This window comes from Nonomuraea maritima, assembly GCF_900100395.1.
GTDB lineage: Bacteria > Actinomycetota > Actinomycetes > Streptosporangiales > Streptosporangiaceae > Nonomuraea > Nonomuraea maritima.
Genome location: NZ_FNFB01000005.1, coordinates 321,640 through 342,292 on the forward strand (window position 1 = coordinate 321,640; position 20,653 = coordinate 342,292).

Below are 20,653 nucleotides of genomic sequence, written 5' to 3' on the forward strand. Positions count from 1 at the left end.
ACGGGTCGGCGCCTCGCAGCAGGCACCGGTGGAACCGAGGCCCGTCAAGGTCCATAAGCTGGGCCGCATGAGTGAACGACCGACCGCGCTGGTCACCGGCGCTTCCCGGGGGGTCGGCGCGGCCGTCGCCCGGGCCCTCGCCCCCACCCACGACGTCATCCTCGGCGGACGTGACGCCCAGGCCCTCGCCGAGCTCGCGGCAGAACTGCCCGGCAGCCGGGCCTGGCCGGTGGAGCTGACCCGGGTCGGCGAGGCCGACGTCGCGGGTGTCGAGCGGCTCGACGTTCTCGTCCACAGCGCCGGCGTCGCCCACCTCGGGCGGATCGCCGACCAGGAGGCCGACGTGTGGCGGCGGACCATGGAGGTCAACGTCATCGCGGTCGCCGACCTGACCAGGCTGCTGCTGCCCGCGCTGCGGCGGGCCGGCGGGCACGTCGTGTGCGTCAACTCCGGCGCCGGGCTGCGGGCCAACCCCGAGTGGGGGGCGTACGCGGCCAGCAAGTTCGCGCTGCGGGCGTTCGCCGACGCGCTGCGGCTGGAGGAGCCCGAGCTCCGGGTGACGTCGATCCATCCGGGACGGATCGACACCGACATGCAGCGCGGCGTGCGCGGCTACGAGGGCGGGCCGTACGAGGCGGACAAGTACCTGCGGCCGGAGACGGTGGCGCGGGCCGTGCTGACCGCCCTCACCGCCGGCCCCGACGCCCACCTCACCGACCTCACCCTCCGCCCGCGCTGAGCATGGCCGCCCCTGTGGGGGTGGGGTGTGGGCTGTGGTGAATGGATCTATTCATTACAGTGGGGTCATGCTTGAGCCAATCGCGCACATCGGACGAGATCCCGGCACCGGCGGATACCTCAGGGACGCCTGGTCGAACGCCGACCTGGAACTGCGCGAATGGTTCGCGGGCGAGGCCGCCCGGCGCGGACTCGACCTGCGCGAGGACCGCAACGGCAACCTCTGGGCCTGGTGGGGCGCCCCGTCGCCGGACCGTCCCGGCGTGGTGACCGGCAGCCACCTCGACTCCGTCCGCCAGGGCGGCGCGTACGACGGCCCGCTCGGCGTCGTGTCCGCCTTCGCCGCGGTCGACGCGCTGCGCCGGCGCGGGGTCGAGCCGTCCGTGCCGGTGGGCATCGCCTGCTTCACCGACGAGGAGGGCGCCAGGTTCGGCGTGCCGTGCATGGGGTCGCGGCTGCTCACGGGTGTGCTCGCGGCAGAACGGGCACTCGGGCTCACCGACGACGAAGGCGACACGCTGGCCGACGTCCTCGGAAAGGCCGGACGCGACCCGTACGCGCTCGGACGCGACGACGAGACGCTGGCGGCCGTCGGGACGTTCGTGGAACTCCACGTCGAGCAGGGCCGCGGGCTCGTCACCGAGGGCCGGCCCGTGGGCGTGGCGAGCGCCATCTGGCCGCACGGACGCTGGCGGTTCGACTTCCGCGGCCGCGCCGACCACGCGGGCACCACCAGGCTCGCCGACCGCGACGACCCCATGCTGCCGTTCGCCCGCATGGTCCTCTCGGCCCGCGAGCAGGCCGAACGGCTGGGCGTGGTGGCCACCGTCGGAAAGGTGCGGGTCACGCCGGGCAACGCGAACGCCGTCCCCGGCCTGGTCTCGGCCTGGCTCGACGCGCGCGGGCCAGGCGAGGACGGCGTGCGCGAGCTGGTCGCCGCGCTCGCCCCCGCCGCGTCCGACGTGCGCGAGGAGTCGTGGACGCCGGAGGTCGGCTTCGACGCGGCGCTCCGCGACCGCCTGGCCCGCGTGGCAGGGGGCGGCGACGGGCCCGCCCCGATCCTGCCCACCGGCGCCGGCCACGACGCCGGCATCCTCGCCGCCGCGGGCGTGCCGAGCGCCATGGTGTTCGTCCGCAACCCGACCGGGGTGTCCCACGCGCCCGATGAGCACGCCGAGCGGGCCGACTGCGAGGCGGGCGTCGCGGCGCTCGCGGACGTGCTGGAGGACCTGTGCCGCTGACCTACTGGTGCGAGCGGGCCTGGCTGCCCGACGGGCTCGCCGACGACGTGCTCGTCGAGATCGACGGCGACCGGATCACCCGGGTCGACCAGGGTCCGCCGGGCACGGCCGAGCGGCTGCCCGGGCTCACCGTCCCCGGCCTGGCCAACGCCCACTCGCACGCCTTCCACCGCGCCCTGCGCGGCGTCACCCAGCAGGGCAGGGGCGACTTCTGGACCTGGCGCGAGCGGATGTACGAGATCGCCGCGCGCCTCGACCCCGACTCCTACCTGCGCCTGGCCAGGGCCGTGTACGCCGAGATGGCGATGGCCGGCGTCACCTGCGTGGGCGAGTTCCACTACGTGCACCATGAGGCGGGCGGGCGGCCGTACGACGACGCCAACGTCATGGGGCACGCGCTGGTGAACGCCGCCCGCGAGGCCGGGCTGCGGATCGCGCTGCTCGACGCCTGCTACGTCTCCGGCGGCATCGGCGTGCCCCTCGCCGGGCCGCAGCTGCGGTTCAGCGACGGCGACGCCGACGGGTGGGCGGTCAGGGCCGAGGAGCTCGCGGCGGCGTACGCGGGGCAGAGCGACGTGCAGATCGGCGCGGCCATCCACTCCGTGCGGGCGGTGCCGCCCGACCAGATGGGCGTCGTGGCCGAGTTCTCCCACCGCCACGTCGCGCCCCTGCACGCGCACGTCTCCGAGCAGCGGGCCGAGAACGCCGCCTGCGTGGAGGCGTACGCCGCGACCCCCGTCCAGGTGCTGCACGAACGCGGGGCGCTCGGGCCGCGCTCGACCGCGGTGCACGCCACCCACCTGACCGACGTCGACATCGAGCTGATCGGCCAGACGGACGCGTACGTGTGCATGTGTCCCACCACGGAACGCGACCTCGCCGACGGCATCGGGCCCGCCCGCGCCCTGTGCGACCGGGGCACGCCCATCACGCTCGGCTCCGACAGCCACGCCGTCATCGACCTGTTCGAGGAGGCGCGGGCGGTGGAGCTGAACGAGCGGCTGGCCACCGAGACCCGTGGCCACTGGCCCGCCACCGACCTGCTGCACGCCGCGACCGCCGCGGGACACGCCTCGCTCGGCTTCCCCGACGCCGGCATGCTGATGCCCGGCGCCTGGGCCGACCTCGTCTCCGTACGGCTCGACTCGGTGCGCACGGCCGGCGTCGACGGGCTGGAGGCCGTCGTGTACGCGGCCACGGCGGCCGACGTGCACTCGGTGATCTCCGGCGGCCGGCGCGTCGTCAAGGACGGGCGCCACACGCTCGGCGACATCGGGACCCTGCTGGCCGAGGCGATCGGAGAGCTGCGATGACCACGACCCTGATCGACCGCATCGGCCTGCTGTACACCGGCGACCCCGAACGCGAGGAGCTGGCCGACGCCGCCCTCGTCGTCGAGGACGGCCTGGTCGCCTGGACCGGGCCCGCCGCGCAGGCGCCGGACGCCGACCGCCGCGTGGACGCCGGGGGCCGCGCCGTCATCCCCGGCTTCGTGGACAGCCACGCCCACCTCGTCTTCGCCGGCGACCGTACCGCGGAGTTCCAGGCGCGCATGTCCGGGGAGCCGTACACCGGGGGTGGCATCAGGACCACCGTCGCGGCCACGCGCGGGGCGAGCGACGCCGAGCTGGCCGCGCGCGCGAGCGGCCTGGTGCGGGAGATGCTCGCCCAGGGCACCACCACCGTGGAGATCAAGAGCGGCTACGGGCTGTCCGTCGAGGACGAGCGCCGCTCCCTGGAGATCGCCTCCGGGCTGACCCAGGAGACCACGTTCCTCGGCGCGCACGTGGTGCCCGCCGGCACGGACGCCGACTCCTACGTACGGCTCGTCGCCGGTGACATGTTGCGGGCGTGCGCGCCCCACGCCAGGTGGGTGGACGTGTTCTGCGAGCGGGGCGCGTTCGACGGCGACCAGACGCGCGAGATCCTCACGGCGGGGCTGAACACCGGGCTCGGCGCCCGCGTGCACGCCAACCAGCTCACCGAGGGGCCGGGAGTGCGGATCGCCTGCGAGCTCGGCGCCGCCTCCGCCGACCACTGCACCCATCTGACCGACGCCGACGTCGACGCGCTGGCCTCGTCCGGCACGGTCGCGACGCTGCTGCCGGGGGCGGAGTTCTCGACCCGGTCGCCGTATCCGGACGCGCGTCGGCTCATCGACGCGGGCGCGACCGTGGCGCTGGCGACCGACTGCAACCCCGGCTCGTCGTACACCTCGTCCATGGCGTTCTGCGTGGCGCTCGCGGTGCGCGAGATGCGGATGACGCCGCTGGAGGCCGTCAGGGCGGCGACGTACGGAGGGGCGCGCGCCCTGCGCCGTACGGACGTAGGCTGGTTGAAGGCCGGCGCCCGCGCCGACCTCGTCGTCCTCGACGCCCCCTCCTATGTGCATCTGGCCTACCGGCCCGGTGTGCCCCTCGTTCACCAGGTGTTTCGTGCCGGTCTCCTCCTTGAGGAGGACGCCCAGAACCCTTCCTCGGTCGTAGTGCTTTAGGGAATCTTTGCCTCGTGTCAAGCGTTGCCGAGATATAGAACGCAGCTGCGGAACGAGGTGCCTGGGGATGGCAAGGCCTACGGGGAGTCGCACGCAGGAACAGCACGTCGCGGAACGCGATCTGCTGGGGACGTATCTGGCGGAGATAGGGCGGGTGCCGCTGCTCACGGCCGAGCAGGAGGTCGACCTCGCCAAGCGGATAGAGGCGGGCCTGTTCGCCGAGCAACTGCTCGACAGCGGGGGTGCCGAGCCGCGCATCGGCGACGCGGCCGACGAGGAGCTGGAGCGCCTGGCGATCTCCGGCCGGCGCGCGAAGGACGAGTTCATCCAGGCCAACCTGCGCCTGGTGGTGGCGGTGGCCAGGAAGTACTCCGGCCGGGGGATGCCGCTCATCGACCTGGTGCAGGAGGGCAACCTGGGGTTGGTGCGGGCGGTCGAGAAATTCGACTACCAGCGGGGTTACAAGTTCTCGACGTACGCGACGTGGTGGATCAGGCAGTCGGTGGGGCGCGCGATCCACGAGCAGGCCCGGCCGGTGCGGTTGCCCACGCACGCGGGCGAGCAGATGACGCGGTTGATGCGGGTGCGGCGCGACCTGCTCGCCGAGTTCGACGCCGAGCCGACCGACGACGACCTCGCCGAGATCCTCGAACTGCCCATCGAGCGGGTGCGGGAGCTGCGGCGGTGGGCGTCCGACCCGGTCTCGCTGCAGCTCGGCGTGGGCGACGAGGACGAGACGGAGCTCGGCGACATGATCGCCGACGAGACGTGGGCCGATCCTGAGCAGCAGGCGATCGACATCCTCGAACGCGAGCGGCTCGACGAGTGGCTGACCGGGCTTGAGGGCGTCACGAGCGAGATGCTGCGCTGGCGTTACGGGCTGCTCGACGGGCGCGAGCACACGCTGACCGAGGTGGGCGAACGCTACGGCATCGGCCGCGACCGCGCCCGCCGCATCGAACGCGACGCCCTGGCGCGCCTGCGCAAGATGGCCACCGCCGCCGCCTGACCGCTTCCTGCGGAGGTCCGCCGGGGTTCGGGGCGCCGTCGGCGTGCGGCGCGCCCGCGCCCGGGGGTCACTTCCGTGGCATTTTTGGGGAACCCCCTCGGGCCGGGCGCCGCGATGCGTGCCTACGGCCCGCTGCGCCCGCCGTAGCTCCGGGGTGACGCCGCCTCAGGGCTTAGTGGAGGCGCGATGCCGACCCTGCCGGAGCAGGGTCGGCATCAAAGGGCTTTCTTGAGGGGGCTCTGCTGGGGCAGGCGCCTGGAAAGCGGACAGCCGGGCCGTGGGGTGGCCCGGCTGCATCCGTACAGGCATTACACCAGCGGGGTGAGGTACTTCGTGAGGTCGTCGAGGATCTTGCCGGCGGCGGTGACGCCGATGCCGGTCATCCAGATCTCGTCGTCGACGCCGAAGGCGTGGCCCTCCTTGACGGCCGAGAGGTTCTTCCACAGCGGTCCGGCGGTCACCTCTGCCTGCGACTTGGCGGCCGCGTCGCCGAAGGCCGTGTAGAACAGGGCGTCACCGTCGGCGGTGGAGATGTTCTCCTGGCTGATCGCCGTGAAGCGCTTGTCCTCCTTGTCGGCGAGGAGCTGCGCCTCCGGACGGGCGATGCCCGCGTCACCCAGCACGATGCCGGAGAACGAGTCAGGGCCGTAGACGCGGATCTCGGTGGGCCGGAAACGCACGATGCTCACCTTGATGTCGGAAAGCTTCGAGCCCGTCTCCTTGGCCCGCGCCTCGTACGCCGACAGCAGCTGCTGGGCCTGGTCCTTCCTGCCGACCGCCTCGGCGTCCAGCAGGAAGTTCTCCTTCCACGTGATGCCGACGCGCTCGGTGTACACGGTGGGGGCGATCTGGCTGAGCTTCTGGTAGAGGGCCTCCTGCCGGAACTTGGAGCCGAGGATGAGGTCCGGCTTCAGGGCGGCGATGGCCTCGAGGTTGGGCTGGGCGATCGTGCCCACGTTCTTGGTGGTGGACAGGGCCGTGCCGAGGTAGGCGGGGAACGGCTCGTTCTCGGTCGCCACCACACCGCCGACGGGGGTGATACCGAGGGACACCATGCTGTCGAGCTTGTCGGTGTCGAGGACCACGACCCGCTTCGGCTCCATGGGAACGCTCGTCTCTCCCATGGCGTGTTTGACCGTCCGGGTCGGGCCGGCCTCGGACGACGAGGTGGAGGTGCCGCACGCGGCGAGGGTGATGACAGGGAGCATGGCGAGTAGGGCCAGGCGCAGTCGCATGGGCGTTCCTTGGTCTTATTTAGGTAAGGCGAACCTAAGTATGCCATGACCGTTATAGCTGAGCTCGAAGAGGAGTCGTGAGCCGTCCGAAACGCGGCAGAAACACCGCTCCGGAGAGATTCACGAATGTGAAACACACCTGGTCGAGCCGCGAAACTCCAGGCAAAGACGCTGTGGCCACACGTCACATGCACAAAGGAGGGTCGCTTCGATGATCGACAGCGGCACTACCGCCTGGATGCTGGTATGCACCGCCCTGGTGCTGCTGATGACTCCGGGCCTCGCGTTCTTCTACGGGGGCATGACCAGGGCCAAGAGCGTCCTGAACATGATGATGATGTCGTTCGTCAGCATCATCGTCGTGACGGTCGCCTGGGTCCTCTACGGTTACTCGCTCGCGTTCGATGCGGTCGGAGACGGTTCCGGCTTCCTCAACAAGATCGTGGGAGGGCTCGACTACGTCGGTTTGAGCGGCGTCGTCAATGCCGTCTACGAGGCGGCCAGCCCTGACGGCAACTTCCCCCTGATGGTGTTCTCCGCCTTCCAGCTCACGTTCGCCATCATCACCGTCGCGCTGATCAGCGGCGCGATCGCCGACCGCGCCAAGTTCGGCGCGTGGGTGGTGTTCTCGGTGGTGTGGGCCACGGTCGTGTACTTCCCGGTGGCCCACTGGGTGTGGGGCGGCGGCTGGCTCGGCCAGCTCGGCATCGAGGACTTCGCCGGCGGCACGGTCGTCCACATCAACGCCGGTGCGGCGGCGCTCGCGCTCGCACTCGTCATCGGCAAGCGCAAGGGCTGGCGCAAGGAGCCCATGCGGCCGCACAACCTGACGCTGGTGCTGCTCGGCGTCGGACTGCTGTGGTTCGGCTGGTTCGGCTTCAACGCCGGCTCCGAGCTCGCGCCCGACCAGACGGCCGCTCTGGCGTTCATGAACACCCAGATCGCCACGGCTGTGGCCGCCGGCGCCTGGATGATCGTGGAGAAGCTGCGTGACGGCCACGCCACCACCCTCGGCGTCGCCTCCGGCGCGGTGGCCGGTCTCGTCGCCATCACCCCCGCCTGTGGTTTCGTCGACCCGTGGGCGGCCGCGCTCATCGGCCTGCTCGCCGGTGTGGGCTGCGCCTACGCCGTGGGCCTGAAGTACCGGCTCGGCTACGACGACTCCCTCGACGTGGTCGGCGTCCACCTGGTCGGCGGTGTCATCGGCGCCGTGGCGCTGGGCTTCGTGGCCGCCTACCCGTTCGCCGACGGCCAGGAGAAGGGCATCCTGATCCCGGGCGGCCAGCTCAGCCAGCTCGGCCTCCAGATACTCGGCCCGGTCGTTGTGGGCCTCTACTCCTTCGTGATCTCCTGGGTGATCGGCAAGGCCATCGACAAGACGATGGGCTTCCGTATCCCCGAGGAGGCAGAGGTCGCCGGCGTCGACGCCACGACCCACGCCGAGACCGGTTACGACCTCGGCACCGTTTACGCCTCCGGCGTGAGCTCACCGAACGGGCCCGCCGCTCCCGCTCCGAAGAAGGTGGACGCATGAGGCTCATCACGGCGATCATCAAGCCCTTCAAGCTCGATGACGTGAAGGCCGCGCTCGAACAGTTCGGCATCAAGGGCATGACCGTCAGCGAGGCCAGCGGCTACGGCCGTCAGCGCGGCCACACCGAGGTCTACCGCGGCGCCGAGTACCAGGTCGACCTCGTGCCGAAGGTAAGGGTCGAGGTACTGGCCGAGGAGGACGACGCCGACGACGTGATCGACGTCATCGTCAAGGCCGCCCACACCGGCAAGATCGGCGACGGCAAGGTCTGGTCCGTGCCGGTCGACACCGTGATCCGGGTGCGCACGGGAGAGCAGGGTCCGGAGGCCCTGTGAGAGATCCGCGGCGAGGCGAGGACGTGTATCAGGGGCACGTCCTCGCGGAGCTGAGACAGCCCACTCGGACGGCAGAGCGTGGTGAGGGGGCCAGGCGGTGAGGGGAGGCGCGCGTTCGTACGCCGCGTTCCGCAAGGAGCGGACCGCGGAGACCGACCGCTGGCTCAGGGACCTCCTCCGTACGGCGGGCGGCAACGAGCACGTCTCGCTGGTGGCCGTCGGCAGCCTCGGCAGGGGCGAGCCGGCGCCGGCCAGCGACCTCGACCTGGTACTGCTCCACGACGGCCGGGCGGACGTGGCCCGGATCGCCGACCGCGTCTGGTACCCGATCTGGGACTCCGCCGCCAAGCTCGACCATTCCGTACGCACCGTCGAAGAGGCGGTGTCCGTCGCCCGTGACGACCTCAAGGCCGTGCTCGGCCTCATCCAGGCCCGGCACGTGGCCGGCGATCCCGAGCTGACGAAGAAGGCGAGGGAGGCGGTGCTGGCCGGCTGGCGCGCCGACTTCCGGCGCCGGCTCGGCGAGCTGCGCGAGGCCGCCGACCAGCGCGCCCAGACGAGCGGCGAGCTGGCCTTCCTCCTCGAACCCCACCTCAAGGACGGTCGCGGCGGGCTGCGCGACGTCCAGGCCATGCAGGCCGTGGCCGCGGCCTGGGTCGCCTCAGCGCCGGGACCGCGCGTCCGTGAGGCGTACGAGTTCATCCTCGACGTGCGGCACGCGCTGCACCTGGTCACCGCGCGCGGCGCCGACCGGCTCGTCCTGCAGGAGCAGGACGCGGTCGCCGGGATGCTCGGGCTGCTCGACGCCGAGGCCCTCATGCGCAGGCTCGCCGAGGCGGGAAGGACGGTCTCGCACGCCTTCGACGGCACCTGGCGCACCGTGGACAAGCTGCTGTCGGGCCCCGCCCCCCGGGGCCGCCGCCCGCTGGCCGACGGCGTTGTCGAGCAGGGCGGAGAAGTGGTGCTGGCCAGGGGCGTCAACGTGCGCAAGGACCCGGTGCTGGTGCTGCGCGCCGCCGCCGCCGCGGCCGAGTCGGGGCTGCCGCTGGCCCCCGCCACGGTGTCCGTCCTCGCCGCCCAGTCGCCCCCGATGCCGGTGCCCTGGCCCGAGGAGGCGCGCGACGCCCTGGTGTCGGTACTCGGCGCCGGCCGTGCCGCGGTGCCGGTGTGGGAGGAGCTCGACCAGGCGGGCATTCTCGTCAAGCTGCTGCCCGACTGGGAACGCGTCCGCCATCGTCCCCAGCGCAACCCCATCCACCGCTTCACCGTCGACCGGCACCTGATCGAGGCGGCCGCCAACGCCGCGGGTCACACCCGCGAGGTCTCCCGTCCCGACCTGTTGCTGATCGCGGCGCTCCTGCACGACGTGGGCAAGGGCTGGCCCGGAGACCACTCGACGACCGGCGCCGTCGTGGTGCGCGACATCGCCACCCGCATCGGCCTGCCCCCGCAGGACGTCGAGACGCTGGCGAGCGTCGTCCGCCACCACCTGCTGCTGCCGGAGACGGCGACCCGCCGCGACCTCGACGACCCCGTCACCATCGAGAAGGTCGCGGCCACCGTCGGCTCGCGCGAGGTGCTCGACCTGCTGGCCGCGCTGGCGGTCGCCGACGGGAACGCGACCGGACCTGCGGCCTGGAACAGTTGGAAGGCGGGGCTCGTCGCCGACCTCGTGCGCCGGGTCAGGTCGGTGCTCGCGGGCGCGCCCCCGCCCAGACCGCCCGTGCTGTCGGAGCGGCAGGCGGCGCTGGCGCGGCACGGCGGCGGAGCCGTCCGGGTGAACGGGGGAGCGGTCACGGTGGTCGCCCCCGACCGGGCGGGCCTGCTGTGGAGCGCGGCCGGGGTGCTCGCCGCGCACCGCCTCATCGTCCGCTCCGCCTCGGCCGCGTTCGCCGGATCGACGGCCGTGATCGAGTTCTCCGTCATCCCCGAGTACGGCTCGCCGCCCGACCCCGCGACCCTGGAGTCGGACCTCCGGCTGGTCCTTGCCGGCCGTCTTGACATCGAGCAAAGGCTGGCCCGTCGTGCGCGCTCGGCCCGCCCGTCTCGCGTACCCGTGGCCCCACCTCGGGTGACGCTGGTCGACGACGCCTCCGCGACGGCCACCGTGGTGGAAGTCAGGGCCCATGACAGGCCGGGGCTTCTGTGGCGTATTGGACGGGCTTTCGGTGATTGCGGTCTTGACGTGAGAGCCGCCCGCGTGGAGACTCTCGGCGCGGAGGCGGTGGACGTCTTCTATGTCGTGGACCGCGCTGGTCGCCCGCTCGGCGATGACGCCCAACGGAGCCTCGTTCGCGATCAGGTCCTCGCCGCCCTGCGATAACCAGTGACACACAAGTGTCGGTCGTGTTTGTAACAATATTGTCCGTTATGCCTGATAAGGCAGGTGTTGCAGATACGTTGAGTGACGGCTTGGCCGTTACGGGTGGGACGAGTGAGGGGTAGCGGAAGCGGTGACTACGGGGAACAGCAGCAGCGGCCCGGCCGCGCAGCCTGATCGCGGGAAGCGTCCACTACGACGCTTCGGCCTGCGGAACTGGCGCGTGAGGTGGCGGCTCACCGCGCTCATCCTGGTGCCCACCATCGCGGCGGTGGCGCTCGGCGGCCTCCGCGTGGTGGGGTCGGTGCAGAGCATCGACGCCTATGAGCGCACCGCGTCCGCGGCCGAGAAGGCCGGACGCGTCCGCGACCTCCTGCAGGCCCTCGGGCTCGAGCGCGACACCGTCGGTTGGAGCGGGGCCAACCGGACGACGCGCAAGAGCCTGGACAAGCAGGTCGCACAGCGCAAGGCCGCCGTCGACACGCTGGCCAGGGCCGTACGGGCCGACCTGTCGACGATCGACGACAGCTACGGCGACCGCGTGGTGCGGGCGGCCGAACAGGCCGACTACGACCTCGGCCGCCTGGGCAAGATCAGGGACGAGGGCGCCACCCAGTACAACCGCTACGACTTCCTCGCCGACACCTTGCTCAAGCTGCACGACGAGTTCGGACTGCTGTCCGACGACTCGCAGATCGTCGGCGACTTCCGCGCACTCAGCGCGCTGACCGCCGCCAAGGAGGAGATCTCCCGGCAGCGCGTCCAGCTGCTGCGCGCCTCCTACGACACGGCCAACGTGGACGCCAAGGACGTCGAGGACTTCATCGCCTCCAACGCCCGCCAGCAGAAGGACCTCGACACGGTGGGCGTCGAGGCCGGCGTCGAGGTCGGCACCCAGCTGTCCAAGGCGCTGATGTCCCGGCCCGAGTACATCAACATCCAGCTCACCAAGTCGCGCGCCATCACGCTGGCCAGCGGCCGGACGCCCGGCGCGCGCATCACCGACAACCTGATCTCCGCCCGGGCCGAGCGCCAGCAGTGGTTCGAGAACAACTCGGACGTCATCGCGGTGCTGCACGGCCTTGAGCAGGACCTGGCCGGCAAGGTGAGCCTGCGCAGCCGCGAGCTGCGCGAGGCCGAGGTGCGCAGCGCGCTCATCGCCGGGGCCCTCATCCTGGGCCTGCTGATCGTCATCCTGCTCCTCACCGTGGCCATCGCCCGCTCCATGGTCGGCCCGCTGCGCCGCCTGCGTACGGAGGCCCTGGAGATCGCCGGTTTCCGGCTGCCCGACGTGGTGCGCCAGCTCCGGGTGAGCGGCGACGCGTCCGTGGGCGAGGTCCAGCCGATCGACATCGAGGGCAACGACGAGATCGGCGAAGTTGCGCGGGCCTTCGACCAGGTGCACCGCCAGGCGGTCCACCTGGCGGGCGAGGAGGCCGAGCTGCGCGGCAACATCAGCTCGATGTTCGTCAACCTGTCGCGCCGCACCCAGACGCTGGTCGAGCGGCAGATCTCGCTCATCGACGGTCTGGAGAAGGGCGAGGAGGACGGCGGCCGGCTGGCTGACCTGTTCAAGCTCGACCACCTGGCCACCCGCATGCGCCGCAATTCCGAGAACCTGCTGGTCCTCGCCGGTCACGAAGCGACCCGCCGGCGCAGCCAGCCGGCCAAGCTCGTCGACGTCGTCCGCGCCGCGCTGTCGGAGGTCGAGGGCTACGAGCGCGTCCAGGTCAAGGTGCACCGGGCCACCTCCGTGGTGGGCAGCTGCGCCAACGACCTCGTCCACCTCGTCGCCGAGCTGGTCGAGAACGCCATCCAGTTCTCGCCGAGCAGCTCCCAGGTGACGGTCACCAGCAGCCTCATCGAGGGCGGTGGCGCGCTGCTGTCGGTGACCGACACCGGTATCAGCATGACCGAGGACGAGCTGGCCGAGTCCAACCGCCGCCTGGCCGAGCCGCCGGTCGTGGACGTGTCGGTCTCCCGCCGCATGGGCCTGTTCGTGGTCGGCCGCCTGGCGCTGCGCCACGGCGTCCGGGTGCAGCTCAGGAAGGGCGACGGCAGCGGCCTGATCGCCATGGTGCTGCTGCCGCCCACGCTCATCGCCGACGGCTCCCAGCAGCAGCCGTTGCCGCAGCGGCCGGCGTTCGGCGGCGGCACCGTTCCGCCCGCCCCGGCCACCCAGAACGGCACCTTCCGCTCGTTCGCCAGCTTCGACTCCTTCGAGAGCGGCCCGTCGCTGCGGCCCGGCTCACTCAACGGCCACGCCAGGCCAGGCCCGACCGGCCAGGGCCCCACGCGCCAGAGCCCGGGGACGTACGACAGCGGCACGTTCGACGCAGGCCGCCAGGGTCCCCGTACGCAGGACAGCACGCCGGGCACGCCGCGGCCGTCGCTCGGCGGGGCGTTCCACTCCGACCCGGGCAGCCCGGTGAACGGCTTCGACGCCGCGGGCGGCCCCCGCCGCAGGCCGCTCGGAGGGTTCGACCAGGGCGGCTCCTACCCGTCCTTCCCCGACACGGGCAGCTTCCCGCCCGTCAACGGCCAGCACCGCACGGGCCCGTCCACCGACGGTGCGTTCCAGACGCCGCCGCCGCCTCCGCCGGTCCCGCCGGCGTACGCGACGAACGAGGTGGTGCGCAGGCCGGACCCGGCGCCGTCGGTCGAGGTGTCGCCGATGGAGCCGGAGCAGGAGGAGTACCTGCCGATCTTCGCCTCGGTGGAGTCGGCGTGGTTCCGCAGGCCGGGGGCCGGATCCGCGCCCCAGGCGGCCGACGGGGGCGAGAACGCGCCCGCGCAAGCCGTACCCTCAGGGGAGGAATCATGGCGAACCGCCGCAGACGCCGGATGGCAGGCGGCGGCCAAAGCCAGTGAGCCCAGCCTCGGCGGCGTCACCGCCGCCGGGCTGCCGAAGCGCACCCCGAAGGCCAACCTGGTGCCCGGCACGGCCAACAAGCCGGCGCCGGCCCAGGAGCCGCAGCAGCAGGCGCCGGCGCCTCCGGTCTCAGCGGACCGGATGCGCAGCCGGATGTCCAGCTACCAGCAGGGCGTGCGCCGGGCCCGCCAGGAAGTACGTGGACAGGAGGAACAGAGTGAGTAAGCGTCCCGCCGGGGAGGATGCGTGACCACCCTTAGTCATGAGGCGCACAGGTTCGACTGGCTGATCACCGACTTCGTGCGTAACACTCCCGGAGTCGCGCACGCCGTCGTGGTCTCGGCCGACGGTCTCTGCCTGGCCGCCTCGGAGGGTTTCCCGCCCGACCGTGCCGATCAGCTCGCCGCGGTCTCCGCGGGTCTGCTGAGCCTCACGGTGGGCGCGTCCCGGGTGTTCGAGGGCGGCGCCGTGACGCAGACCGTCGTCGAGATGCAGCGCGGTCTTCTGCTGGTCATGGCGATCAGCGACGGTTCCGTGCTGACGGTGCTGGCCGCACCGGATTGTGACATGGGTCTGGTGGCGTACCAGATGACCTTGTTGGTAGACAGGGCGGGTCAGGCGCTGACGCCCGCGCTGCGCGCGGAGCTGCAGGCAGCCAGGAGCCGGTGATGTGATGGGACTGATGGGAGCGGGCCGTGTACGGCACTGACGGGACCGGGGACGACGAGCCCCTGTTCCGTCCTTACGCGATGACCGGCGGGCGATCCGAGCCGCGATATCACCTCGCGATGGAGACGTTGATCTCGGCGATGTCCATCCCGGACGACGAGATGGCCATGCTCACCCCCGAGCAGGAGGCCATCATGCAGTTGTGCCGGTCGTTCAGGTCGGTGGCAGAGATCTCGGCCCTGCTCCGTGTCCCGCTCGGCGTGGCGCGGGTGATCGTGGCGGACATGTCCGACGAAGGGCTGGTCCGTCTCCACCACCCGCGCCTCAACCAGGGACAGCCAGACCTCAACATGCTCGAAAGGGTGCTCAGTGGACTACGCAGGCTCTAGCCCCGGCCTCACGTCGACGAAGATCGTCGTCGCCGGCGGGTTCGGCGTCGGCAAGACGACGTTCGTGGGGGCGGTGTCGGAGATCCTCCCGCTCACCACGGAAGCGGTGATGACGGACGCGTCCGCCGGCATCGACGACCTCGGCATGACGCCGAACAAGCAGACCACGACCGTGGCCATGGACTTCGGCCGGTTGTCGCTCGACCGCGACCTGATCCTCTACCTGTTCGGCACGCCGGGCCAGCACCGGTTCTGGTTCATGTGGGACGACCTCGTGCGCGGCGCGATCGGCGCCGTGGTGCTGCTCGACACGCGCCGCCTGGCCGACAGCTTCCCCGCGATCGACTACTTCGAAGAGGCGAAGCTGCCGTTCGTCGTCGGCATCAACGGCTGGGACGGCCAGTTCATGCACTCCGACAACGAGGTCAGGGAGGCGCTCGCGCTGTCGCCGCACGTGCCGATCGTGCGTACGGACGCCCGCAACCGCGAGTCGGTCAAGGCGACCCTGATCGCGCTGGTCGAGCACGTCGTGCGCCTGCGCGCCGCCCCCGTCTAGACAGCTCCTCGCGGCGCCCGCCCGTAAGCGGGCGCCGCGCACTCAGCCGCACACTCAGCGGTCGAGACGCTGGTGACGGCGGACCGCGAGGACGAAGAACACCGCCGTGATCACCAGGGGCCAGACGACGGCCATCGGCACCGCGTTGCGCGCGATCCACGAGTCGCCGCCCCACCCCGGATTGCCGAACAGCTCCCTGGCCGCCGCCACCGTCGACGAGAGCGGGTTCCACTCGGCGACGGCGCCGAGCCAGCCCGGCATGGTGGACGGGGCGACGAAGGCGTTCGACAGGAACCCGATGGGGAACTCCAAGGTCTGCACCGCCGTCACCGCGCCCGGATCGCGGGTGACGAGCCCCAGGTAGATGCCGGCCCACAGCAGCGCGAAACGCAGGAGCAGCAGCAGGCCCGCCGCCCCGAGCGCGCCGGAGAGCGTGGCCGGCCGCCAGCCGACGGCGAGGCCACAGGCCAGCATGCCGGCGAGGACGAGCACCGAGTGCAGCAGGTCGGCGACGGCCCGCCCGACCAGCACGGCCGACGGGGCCATCGGCAGGGAACGGAAGCGGTCGGTGACGCCCCGGGAGGCGTCGGTGGCGACGGCGACCATGGTGGAGCCCAGGCCGAAGAGCATCGTCATGCCGTACATGCCGGGCATGAGGAAGGCGAAGTAGTCCGCGCCTGCCGGGACGTCGACCGCGCCGCCGAACAGGTATCCGAACGCCAGCGTGATCATCACGGGGAAGAGCACCCCGAAGACGACCGTCATGGGTTGGTTGGCCCAGTGGATCAGGTCGCGGCGGGCGACCGTCCAGCCGTCGGCCAGGGCCAGGCCCAGCCGTCGCAGCGGCCCTTCCGTGACGGGAACGGCGGTCATCGGGCGTCACCTCCGGTGAGGTCGAGGAAGACTTCGTCGAGCGTCGGGCGGCGCAGGGTGACGTCCTCGGCCTCGATGCCGGCCTCGGACAGCGCGGTCAGGGCCGCGGTGAGCACCCGCACCCCTTCCGTGCCGACGCCGGCGCTCACCCGCCGGGTGTCCTGATCGACCTCGGGCGCGGCCGAGGTCGCCCGGCCGACGATCGCCGCCGCCTGCGCCAGCCGCTCGGCGTCGCGGACCACCACCACGAGCCGCTCGCCGCCGAGCCTGGCCTTCAGCTCGCCTGGAGTGCCCTCGGCGACCACCCGGCCCGCGTCGACCACCGTGATCCGGTCGGCGAGCTGGTCGGCCTCCTCCAGGTACTGGGTGGTCAGCAGGACGGTGGTGCCGCCCGCCGCGAGCTCGCGCACCGCGCGCCAGAGGTCGGCGCGGCTGCGTGGGTCGAGCCCGGTGGTCGGCTCGTCGAGGAACAGCACCGAGGGGGCCAGGATCAGCCCCGCGGCGAGGTCGAGCCGCCGCCGCATGCCTCCCGAGTACGCGCTGACCGGCCCCGCGTGGTCCAGGCCGACGCGCTCGAGCAGTTCGGCGGCCCTGGCGCGGGCCGCCTTGGCGCCGAGGCGCGACAGCCGGCCGAACAGCTCCAGGTTCTGCCGCCCGGTGAGCTGCTCGTCCACCGCGGCGTGCTGGCCGACCAGGCCGATGCTGCGGCGTACCTGCCGGGGGTGGGTGACCACGTCGAAGCCGGCCACCTCCGCGCGCCCGCCGGTGGGGCGCAGCAGCGTGGTGAGGATGCGCACGGCCGTGGTCTTGCCCGCGCCGTTGGGGCCGAGCAGCCCGCGGACCGTGCCCGGTCTCACGTCCAGGTCGATGCCGTCCAGCGCGGTCGTCCCGCCGTAGGTTCTGCGCAGGCCGCGCGCGACTATCGCCGACAAACGATGCACCTCTCTCTCCTTTGACGTACGCTGTACCGTACAGCATACGGAGATGCGTGGCAACCGTACGGTGTACCGTGCGAGGAGTGACCGTGGAGTACTCAGGAAAGGGCGATCCCGCCCGCAGCCTCGCCCTGCTCTGGCGCAGCGGTGAGCGCGCCAGCCGCAAGGGCAAGCCCGAGCTGAGCGTCACCCGTATCGTGCGGGCCGCCATCGAGGTGGCCGACGCCGAGGGCCTGGCGGCGCTGTCCATGCGGCGGGTGGCCGAGCGGCTGGGCGTCGGGACGATGTCGCTCTACACGTACGTGCCGGGCAAGCCGGAGCTGTTCGACGTCATGCTCGACACCGTCTACGGCGAGACCGAGCGCCCCGAGGACGTCCAGGGCGGCTGGCGCGGGCGGCTGGAGCAGATCGCGCGCGAGAACTGGGCCCTGTACCTACGCCACCCGTGGCTGCTGCAGGTGGCCGCGAGCCGCCCGGTGCTCGGGCCCAACGTCACCGCGAAGTACGACTACGAGCTGCGCGCGGTCGACGGCATCGGCCTGACGGACCTGGAGATGGACTCGGTGATCACGCTGGTCACCGGATTCGTGCACGGCGCGGCCCGGGGCGCGGTGGAGGCGGCGCAGGCCGAGAGCCGTACGGGCATGACCGACGAGCAGTGGTGGGCGGCGCACGCGCCCTTCCTCAGCCGGATCTCCGACGCCGCGCGCTTCCCCACCGCCGCCCGCGTGGGGCAGGCGGCGGGGGAGGCGCTGAACGCGGCCTACAGCCCCGAGCACGCCTTCGAGTTCGGCCTGCAGCGCGTGCTCGACGGCATCGAGGTGCTGGTGAACCGTCGCGCTTAGTGCGCGCCGTGCCGGTGGAACTCCACATGCTCGGGGTCGAGCGGGGTGTTGCCGAGGATGATGTCGGCCGCCTTCTCGGCCAGCATCATCACGGGCGCGTAGATGTTGCCGTTCGTGACGTACGGCATGGCGGAGGCGTCCACGACGCGCAGGCCGTCGAGGCCGTGCACGCGCATGGTGTCGGGGTCGAGCACCGACATGTCGTCGGTGCCCATCCGGGCGGTGCAGGAGGGGTGCAGGGCGGTCTCGCCGTCCTTGGCGACCCAGGCGAGGATCTCCTCGTCGGTCTGCACCTGCGGGCCGGGGGAGATCTCGCCGTCGTTCAGGTCGCTCCAGGCGGGCTGGGCGAGGATCTTCCTGGCGTGCCGGATGGCCTCCACCCACTCGCGCCGGTCCTGCTCGGTCGACAGGTAGTTGAAGCGCAGGGCGGGCTTCTCCCGGGGGTCGGCCGACCTGATGCGTACGGAGCCGCGCGCGTCGCTGTACATCGGCCCGATGTGCACCTGGTAGCCGTGGCCCCCGGCCGGGGCCGTGCCGTCGTAGCGCACGGCGATCGGCAGGAAGTGGAACATCAGGTTGGGGTAGGCCACCTCGTCGTTCGACCTGATGAACCCGCCGGCCTCGAAGTGGTTCGTGGCCCCCGGCCCGCTCCGCCGGAACAGCCAGTCGGCGCCGATGAACGGCCGCCGCCACCAGGCGAGCGAGGGCTGCTGCGAGACCGGCTGCCGGCAGGCGTGCTGGATGTAGACCTCCAGGTGGTCCTGGAGGTTCGCGCCCACGCCCGGCAGGTCCTGCACCACATCGATCCCGAGGGGCTCCAGCAGGTCGCGCGGGCCCACGCCCGACACCTGCAGCAGCTGGGGGCTGTTGATCGCGCCGCCGGAGAGGATGACCTCGGACGCCTCGATGCGCTCACCGTCGCAGACCACGCCGACCGCTCGGTCGCCCTCGAAGAGGATCTTCTCCACGAAGGCGCGGGTCCGCACGGTGAGGTTGCGGCGGCCGCGCACCGGGTGCAGGTAGGCGCGGGCCGCGCTGAGCCGGCGTCCGCGGTGGACGTTGCGGTCGAAGGCGGCGAAGCCTTCCTGCCGGTAGCCGTTCACGTCGTCGGTCAGCGGGTGTCCGGCCTGCTGCACCGCCTCGAAGAACGCCTCGAACAGCGGCCCGCGGGCCGGGCCGCGCTCCAGCTTCAGCGGTCCGTCGCCGCCGCGGAACTGCGTGCCGGGCTCGGCCAGGCAGTTCTCCATCCTCTTGAAGTACGGCAGGCAGTGCGCGTAGTCCCAGTGCTTCATGCCGGGATCGGCGGCCCAGCGCTCGTAGTCGAGCGGGTTGCCGCGCTGGAAGATCATGCCGTTGATGCTGCTGGAGCCGCCCAGCACCTTGCCGCGGGCGTGGTAGATGCGCCGGTCGTTCATGAACGGCTCGGGCTCCGACTCGTACTTCCAGTCGTAGAAGCGGCTGCCGATGGGGAACATCAGCGCGGCAGGCATGTGGATGAAGACGTCCCACAGGTAGTCGGGACGCCCGGCCTCCAGCACGAGCACCGAGGTGGAAGGGTCGGCACTGAGCCGGTTGGCCAGGGCGCAGCCGGCCGAGCCGCCGCCCACGATGACGAAGTCGAACCTCAACGGGGGATCCAGTCCTTCCACACGATCTTGTTCTCTTCCACCCAGCGCGCGGCGGCCTGATCGGCGGTCATGCCTTCGTTGATCATGTCGCTGGCCACGGCGTTCTGGTCGTCGTTGGTCCAGGAGAAGTTGCGCACCAGCTCGTACGCCGGCCCGCCGCGCTCGGCGAACTTCTTGCTGACGATCTTGTCCAGCAGGTACGGCGGGTAGTCGCAGGCGACCTTCGACGGAGCGTCGTCGCAGCCCACGGCGTAGGGGGGAAGCGCTACCTTGACGAGTTTCACCTTGCTGAACAGCCATTGCGGCTCGTAGAAATACATGAGCAGCGGGGTGCGTCGCTTCGTGGCTTCCTGAGCGGCCTTGATGAGCGCGTCCTCACTGCCCGAGTAGACGACCTGGTAGTTCAACTTGAGGTTCCGGACGAGAGCCTCGTCATTCGTCACGAATGTCGGGTCTCCATCCAGCACTTGTCCGGCATTTCCAGTTTTGTCGGTCCGAAACAGGTGGGCGTACTTGTTGAGGTTTCGGTAGTCCGTAATATCGGGATAACGCTTGACCATCCACTCGGGAACGTACCATCCGATAACGCCCTTGTTCCCGGTGAGGCCGGCCGAGAGCGCGACCTTCTTCTCCTCGATGTACTCCTTCTTCTGGTCGTTGTGGCCCCAGCTTTCGACGACCACATCGACCTTGCCCGTCTCGAAATCCCGCCAGGACTGCTCCTCGTTCGTCTTGCGCCGGTTGACCTTGTATCCCAGCTCGTGCTCGAGCAGGTACGCCAGCACGGCGGCCTGGGCCTCGTACCCCACCCAGCCGTGGACGTCGATGTTGACGGTGCCCTTGGCCGTCGCGGTGGTCTCCGGCTCCCCGCTGGAGCAGGCGGTGAGCAGCAGGGCCACGACCAGCGGCGCGGCGAGCGTCTTCGTACGGATCATGAGAGGTCTCCACGGGTCGCGGCCCCGGGACGGGGCCGCGATCAC

18 protein-coding genes are annotated in these 20,653 nt (G+C 71.5%); 13 read left to right on the top strand and 5 right to left on the bottom strand.

What is annotated here, in order from left to right:
* Nucleotides 1-67 precede the first annotated feature (67 nt).
* The 5 genes from BLR04_RS12270 to BLR04_RS12290 all read left to right on the top strand — a co-directional run bounded on the left by BLR04_RS12270 (nucleotide 68) and on the right by BLR04_RS12290 (nucleotide 5,482).
* Nucleotides 68-739, top strand: coding sequence for an SDR family oxidoreductase (locus BLR04_RS12270; protein ID WP_090763050.1), 672 nt, complete (start codon nucleotides 68-70; stop codon nucleotides 737-739).
* A gap of 67 nt (nucleotides 740-806) precedes the next feature.
* Entirely contained in the window at nucleotides 807-1,979 is a 1,173-nt protein-coding gene (locus BLR04_RS12275) for an allantoate amidohydrolase (protein ID WP_090762846.1), read from the top strand.
* Nucleotides 1,970-3,292 carry a formimidoylglutamate deiminase gene (locus tag BLR04_RS12280; RefSeq protein ID WP_090762848.1) on the top strand — a complete coding sequence of 441 codons (1,323 nt, stop codon included), beginning with the start codon at nucleotides 1,970-1,972 and terminating at the stop codon, nucleotides 3,290-3,292. The genes BLR04_RS12275 and BLR04_RS12280 overlap by 10 nt, the downstream gene beginning before the upstream one ends.
* Nucleotides 3,289-4,473 carry an imidazolonepropionase gene (gene hutI / locus BLR04_RS12285; RefSeq protein WP_090762850.1) on the top strand — a complete coding sequence of 395 codons (1,185 nt, stop codon included), beginning with the start codon at nucleotides 3,289-3,291 and terminating at the stop codon, nucleotides 4,471-4,473. Before BLR04_RS12280 ends, hutI begins: the two co-directional genes overlap by 4 nt.
* Nucleotides 4,474-4,540: 67 nt before the next feature.
* Nucleotides 4,541-5,482, top strand: a complete 942-nt coding sequence (locus BLR04_RS12290; RefSeq protein ID WP_090762852.1) for a sigma-70 family RNA polymerase sigma factor — start codon at nucleotides 4,541-4,543, stop codon at nucleotides 5,480-5,482.
* A gap of 308 nt (nucleotides 5,483-5,790) precedes the next feature.
* On the opposite strand, the gene BLR04_RS12295 is transcribed toward BLR04_RS12290, so the two are convergent.
* Nucleotides 5,791-6,717, bottom strand: a complete 927-nt coding sequence (locus BLR04_RS12295) for an ABC transporter substrate-binding protein (protein WP_090762855.1) — start codon at nucleotides 6,715-6,717, stop codon at nucleotides 5,791-5,793.
* Between the two features lie 211 nt (nucleotides 6,718-6,928).
* Here BLR04_RS12295 and BLR04_RS12300 point away from each other — a divergent pair, with 211 nt between their 5' ends.
* The 7 genes from BLR04_RS12300 (at nucleotide 6,929) to BLR04_RS12330 (ending at nucleotide 15,392) form a co-directional block, all read left to right on the top strand.
* Nucleotides 6,929-8,251 (top strand): ammonium transporter, encoded by a 1,323-nt coding sequence (locus BLR04_RS12300; protein ID WP_090762857.1) that lies wholly within the window; start codon nucleotides 6,929-6,931, stop codon nucleotides 8,249-8,251.
* Nucleotides 8,248-8,586 carry a P-II family nitrogen regulator gene (locus BLR04_RS12305; RefSeq protein ID WP_090762859.1) on the top strand — a complete coding sequence of 113 codons (339 nt, stop codon included), beginning with the start codon at nucleotides 8,248-8,250 and terminating at the stop codon, nucleotides 8,584-8,586. Before BLR04_RS12300 ends, BLR04_RS12305 begins: the two co-directional genes overlap by 4 nt.
* 97 nt (nucleotides 8,587-8,683) lie before the next feature.
* Nucleotides 8,684-10,909 carry a [protein-PII] uridylyltransferase gene (locus BLR04_RS12310; RefSeq protein ID WP_090762861.1) on the top strand — a complete coding sequence of 742 codons (2,226 nt, stop codon included), beginning with the start codon at nucleotides 8,684-8,686 and terminating at the stop codon, nucleotides 10,907-10,909.
* Between the two features lie 220 nt (nucleotides 10,910-11,129).
* A complete protein-coding gene (locus BLR04_RS12315) occupies nucleotides 11,130-14,003 on the top strand; it encodes a sensor histidine kinase (RefSeq protein WP_176903043.1) in 2,874 nt (957 codons plus the stop codon).
* Nucleotides 14,004-14,024: 21 nt separating this feature from the next.
* Nucleotides 14,025-14,447 carry a roadblock/LC7 domain-containing protein gene (locus BLR04_RS12320; RefSeq protein WP_090762865.1) on the top strand — a complete coding sequence of 141 codons (423 nt, stop codon included), beginning with the start codon at nucleotides 14,025-14,027 and terminating at the stop codon, nucleotides 14,445-14,447.
* A gap of 80 nt (nucleotides 14,448-14,527) precedes the next feature.
* Nucleotides 14,528-14,836, top strand: coding sequence for a DUF742 domain-containing protein (locus tag BLR04_RS12325; protein WP_342672270.1), 309 nt, complete (start codon nucleotides 14,528-14,530; stop codon nucleotides 14,834-14,836).
* Nucleotides 14,817-15,392: a GTP-binding protein gene (locus BLR04_RS12330; protein WP_090762870.1), complete on the top strand. Its 576-nt coding sequence runs from the start codon at nucleotides 14,817-14,819 to the stop codon at nucleotides 15,390-15,392. The genes BLR04_RS12325 and BLR04_RS12330 overlap by 20 nt, the downstream gene beginning before the upstream one ends.
* Nucleotides 15,393-15,446: 54 nt before the next feature.
* On the opposite strand, the gene BLR04_RS12335 is transcribed toward BLR04_RS12330, so the two are convergent.
* Nucleotides 15,447-16,265 carry an ABC transporter permease gene (locus BLR04_RS12335; RefSeq protein ID WP_090762871.1) on the bottom strand — a complete coding sequence of 273 codons (819 nt, stop codon included), beginning with the start codon at nucleotides 16,263-16,265 and terminating at the stop codon, nucleotides 15,447-15,449.
* Nucleotides 16,262-17,206 (bottom strand): ATP-binding cassette domain-containing protein, encoded by a 945-nt coding sequence (locus BLR04_RS12340; protein ID WP_245740197.1) that lies wholly within the window; start codon nucleotides 17,204-17,206, stop codon nucleotides 16,262-16,264. The genes BLR04_RS12335 and BLR04_RS12340 overlap by 4 nt, the downstream gene beginning before the upstream one ends.
* A 77-nt stretch (nucleotides 17,207-17,283) precedes the next feature.
* Between BLR04_RS12340 and BLR04_RS12345 the strand changes: the two genes are divergently transcribed.
* Nucleotides 17,284-18,045 carry a TetR/AcrR family transcriptional regulator gene (locus BLR04_RS12345; protein ID WP_090762873.1) on the top strand — a complete coding sequence of 254 codons (762 nt, stop codon included), beginning with the start codon at nucleotides 17,284-17,286 and terminating at the stop codon, nucleotides 18,043-18,045.
* On the opposite strand, the gene betA is transcribed toward BLR04_RS12345, so the two are convergent.
* Together betA and BLR04_RS12355 are read right to left on the bottom strand one after the other, a co-directional pair.
* Nucleotides 18,042-19,673, bottom strand: a complete 1,632-nt coding sequence (gene betA / locus BLR04_RS12350) for a choline dehydrogenase (protein ID WP_090762875.1) — start codon at nucleotides 19,671-19,673, stop codon at nucleotides 18,042-18,044. The genes BLR04_RS12345 and betA overlap by 4 nt on opposite strands.
* Nucleotides 19,670-20,608: an ABC transporter substrate-binding protein gene (locus tag BLR04_RS12355; RefSeq protein WP_090762877.1), complete on the bottom strand. Its 939-nt coding sequence runs from the start codon at nucleotides 20,606-20,608 to the stop codon at nucleotides 19,670-19,672. The genes betA and BLR04_RS12355 overlap by 4 nt, the downstream gene beginning before the upstream one ends.
* Between the last annotated feature and the right edge of the window lie 45 nt (nucleotides 20,609-20,653).

Coding starts and splice junctions, on each gene's coding strand:
- hutI (WP_090762850.1), top strand. CDS start 3,289: ATGACCACGACCCTGATCGACCGCATCGGCCTGCTGTACACCGGCGAC.
- BLR04_RS12335 (WP_090762871.1), bottom strand. CDS start 16,265: ATGACCGCCGTTCCCGTCACGGAAGGGCCGCTGCGACGGCTGGGCCTG.
- BLR04_RS12295 (WP_090762855.1), bottom strand. CDS start 6,717: ATGCGACTGCGCCTGGCCCTACTCGCCATGCTCCCTGTCATCACCCTC.
- BLR04_RS12290 (WP_090762852.1), top strand. CDS start 4,541: ATGGCAAGGCCTACGGGGAGTCGCACGCAGGAACAGCACGTCGCGGAA.
- BLR04_RS12355 (WP_090762877.1), bottom strand. CDS start 20,608: ATGATCCGTACGAAGACGCTCGCCGCGCCGCTGGTCGTGGCCCTGCTG.
- BLR04_RS12325 (WP_342672270.1), top strand. CDS start 14,528: ATGACCGGCGGGCGATCCGAGCCGCGATATCACCTCGCGATGGAGACG.
- BLR04_RS12305 (WP_090762859.1), top strand. CDS start 8,248: ATGAGGCTCATCACGGCGATCATCAAGCCCTTCAAGCTCGATGACGTG.
- BLR04_RS12300 (WP_090762857.1), top strand. CDS start 6,929: ATGATCGACAGCGGCACTACCGCCTGGATGCTGGTATGCACCGCCCTG.
- BLR04_RS12270 (WP_090763050.1), top strand. CDS start 68: ATGAGTGAACGACCGACCGCGCTGGTCACCGGCGCTTCCCGGGGGGTC.
- BLR04_RS12275 (WP_090762846.1), top strand. CDS start 807: ATGCTTGAGCCAATCGCGCACATCGGACGAGATCCCGGCACCGGCGGA.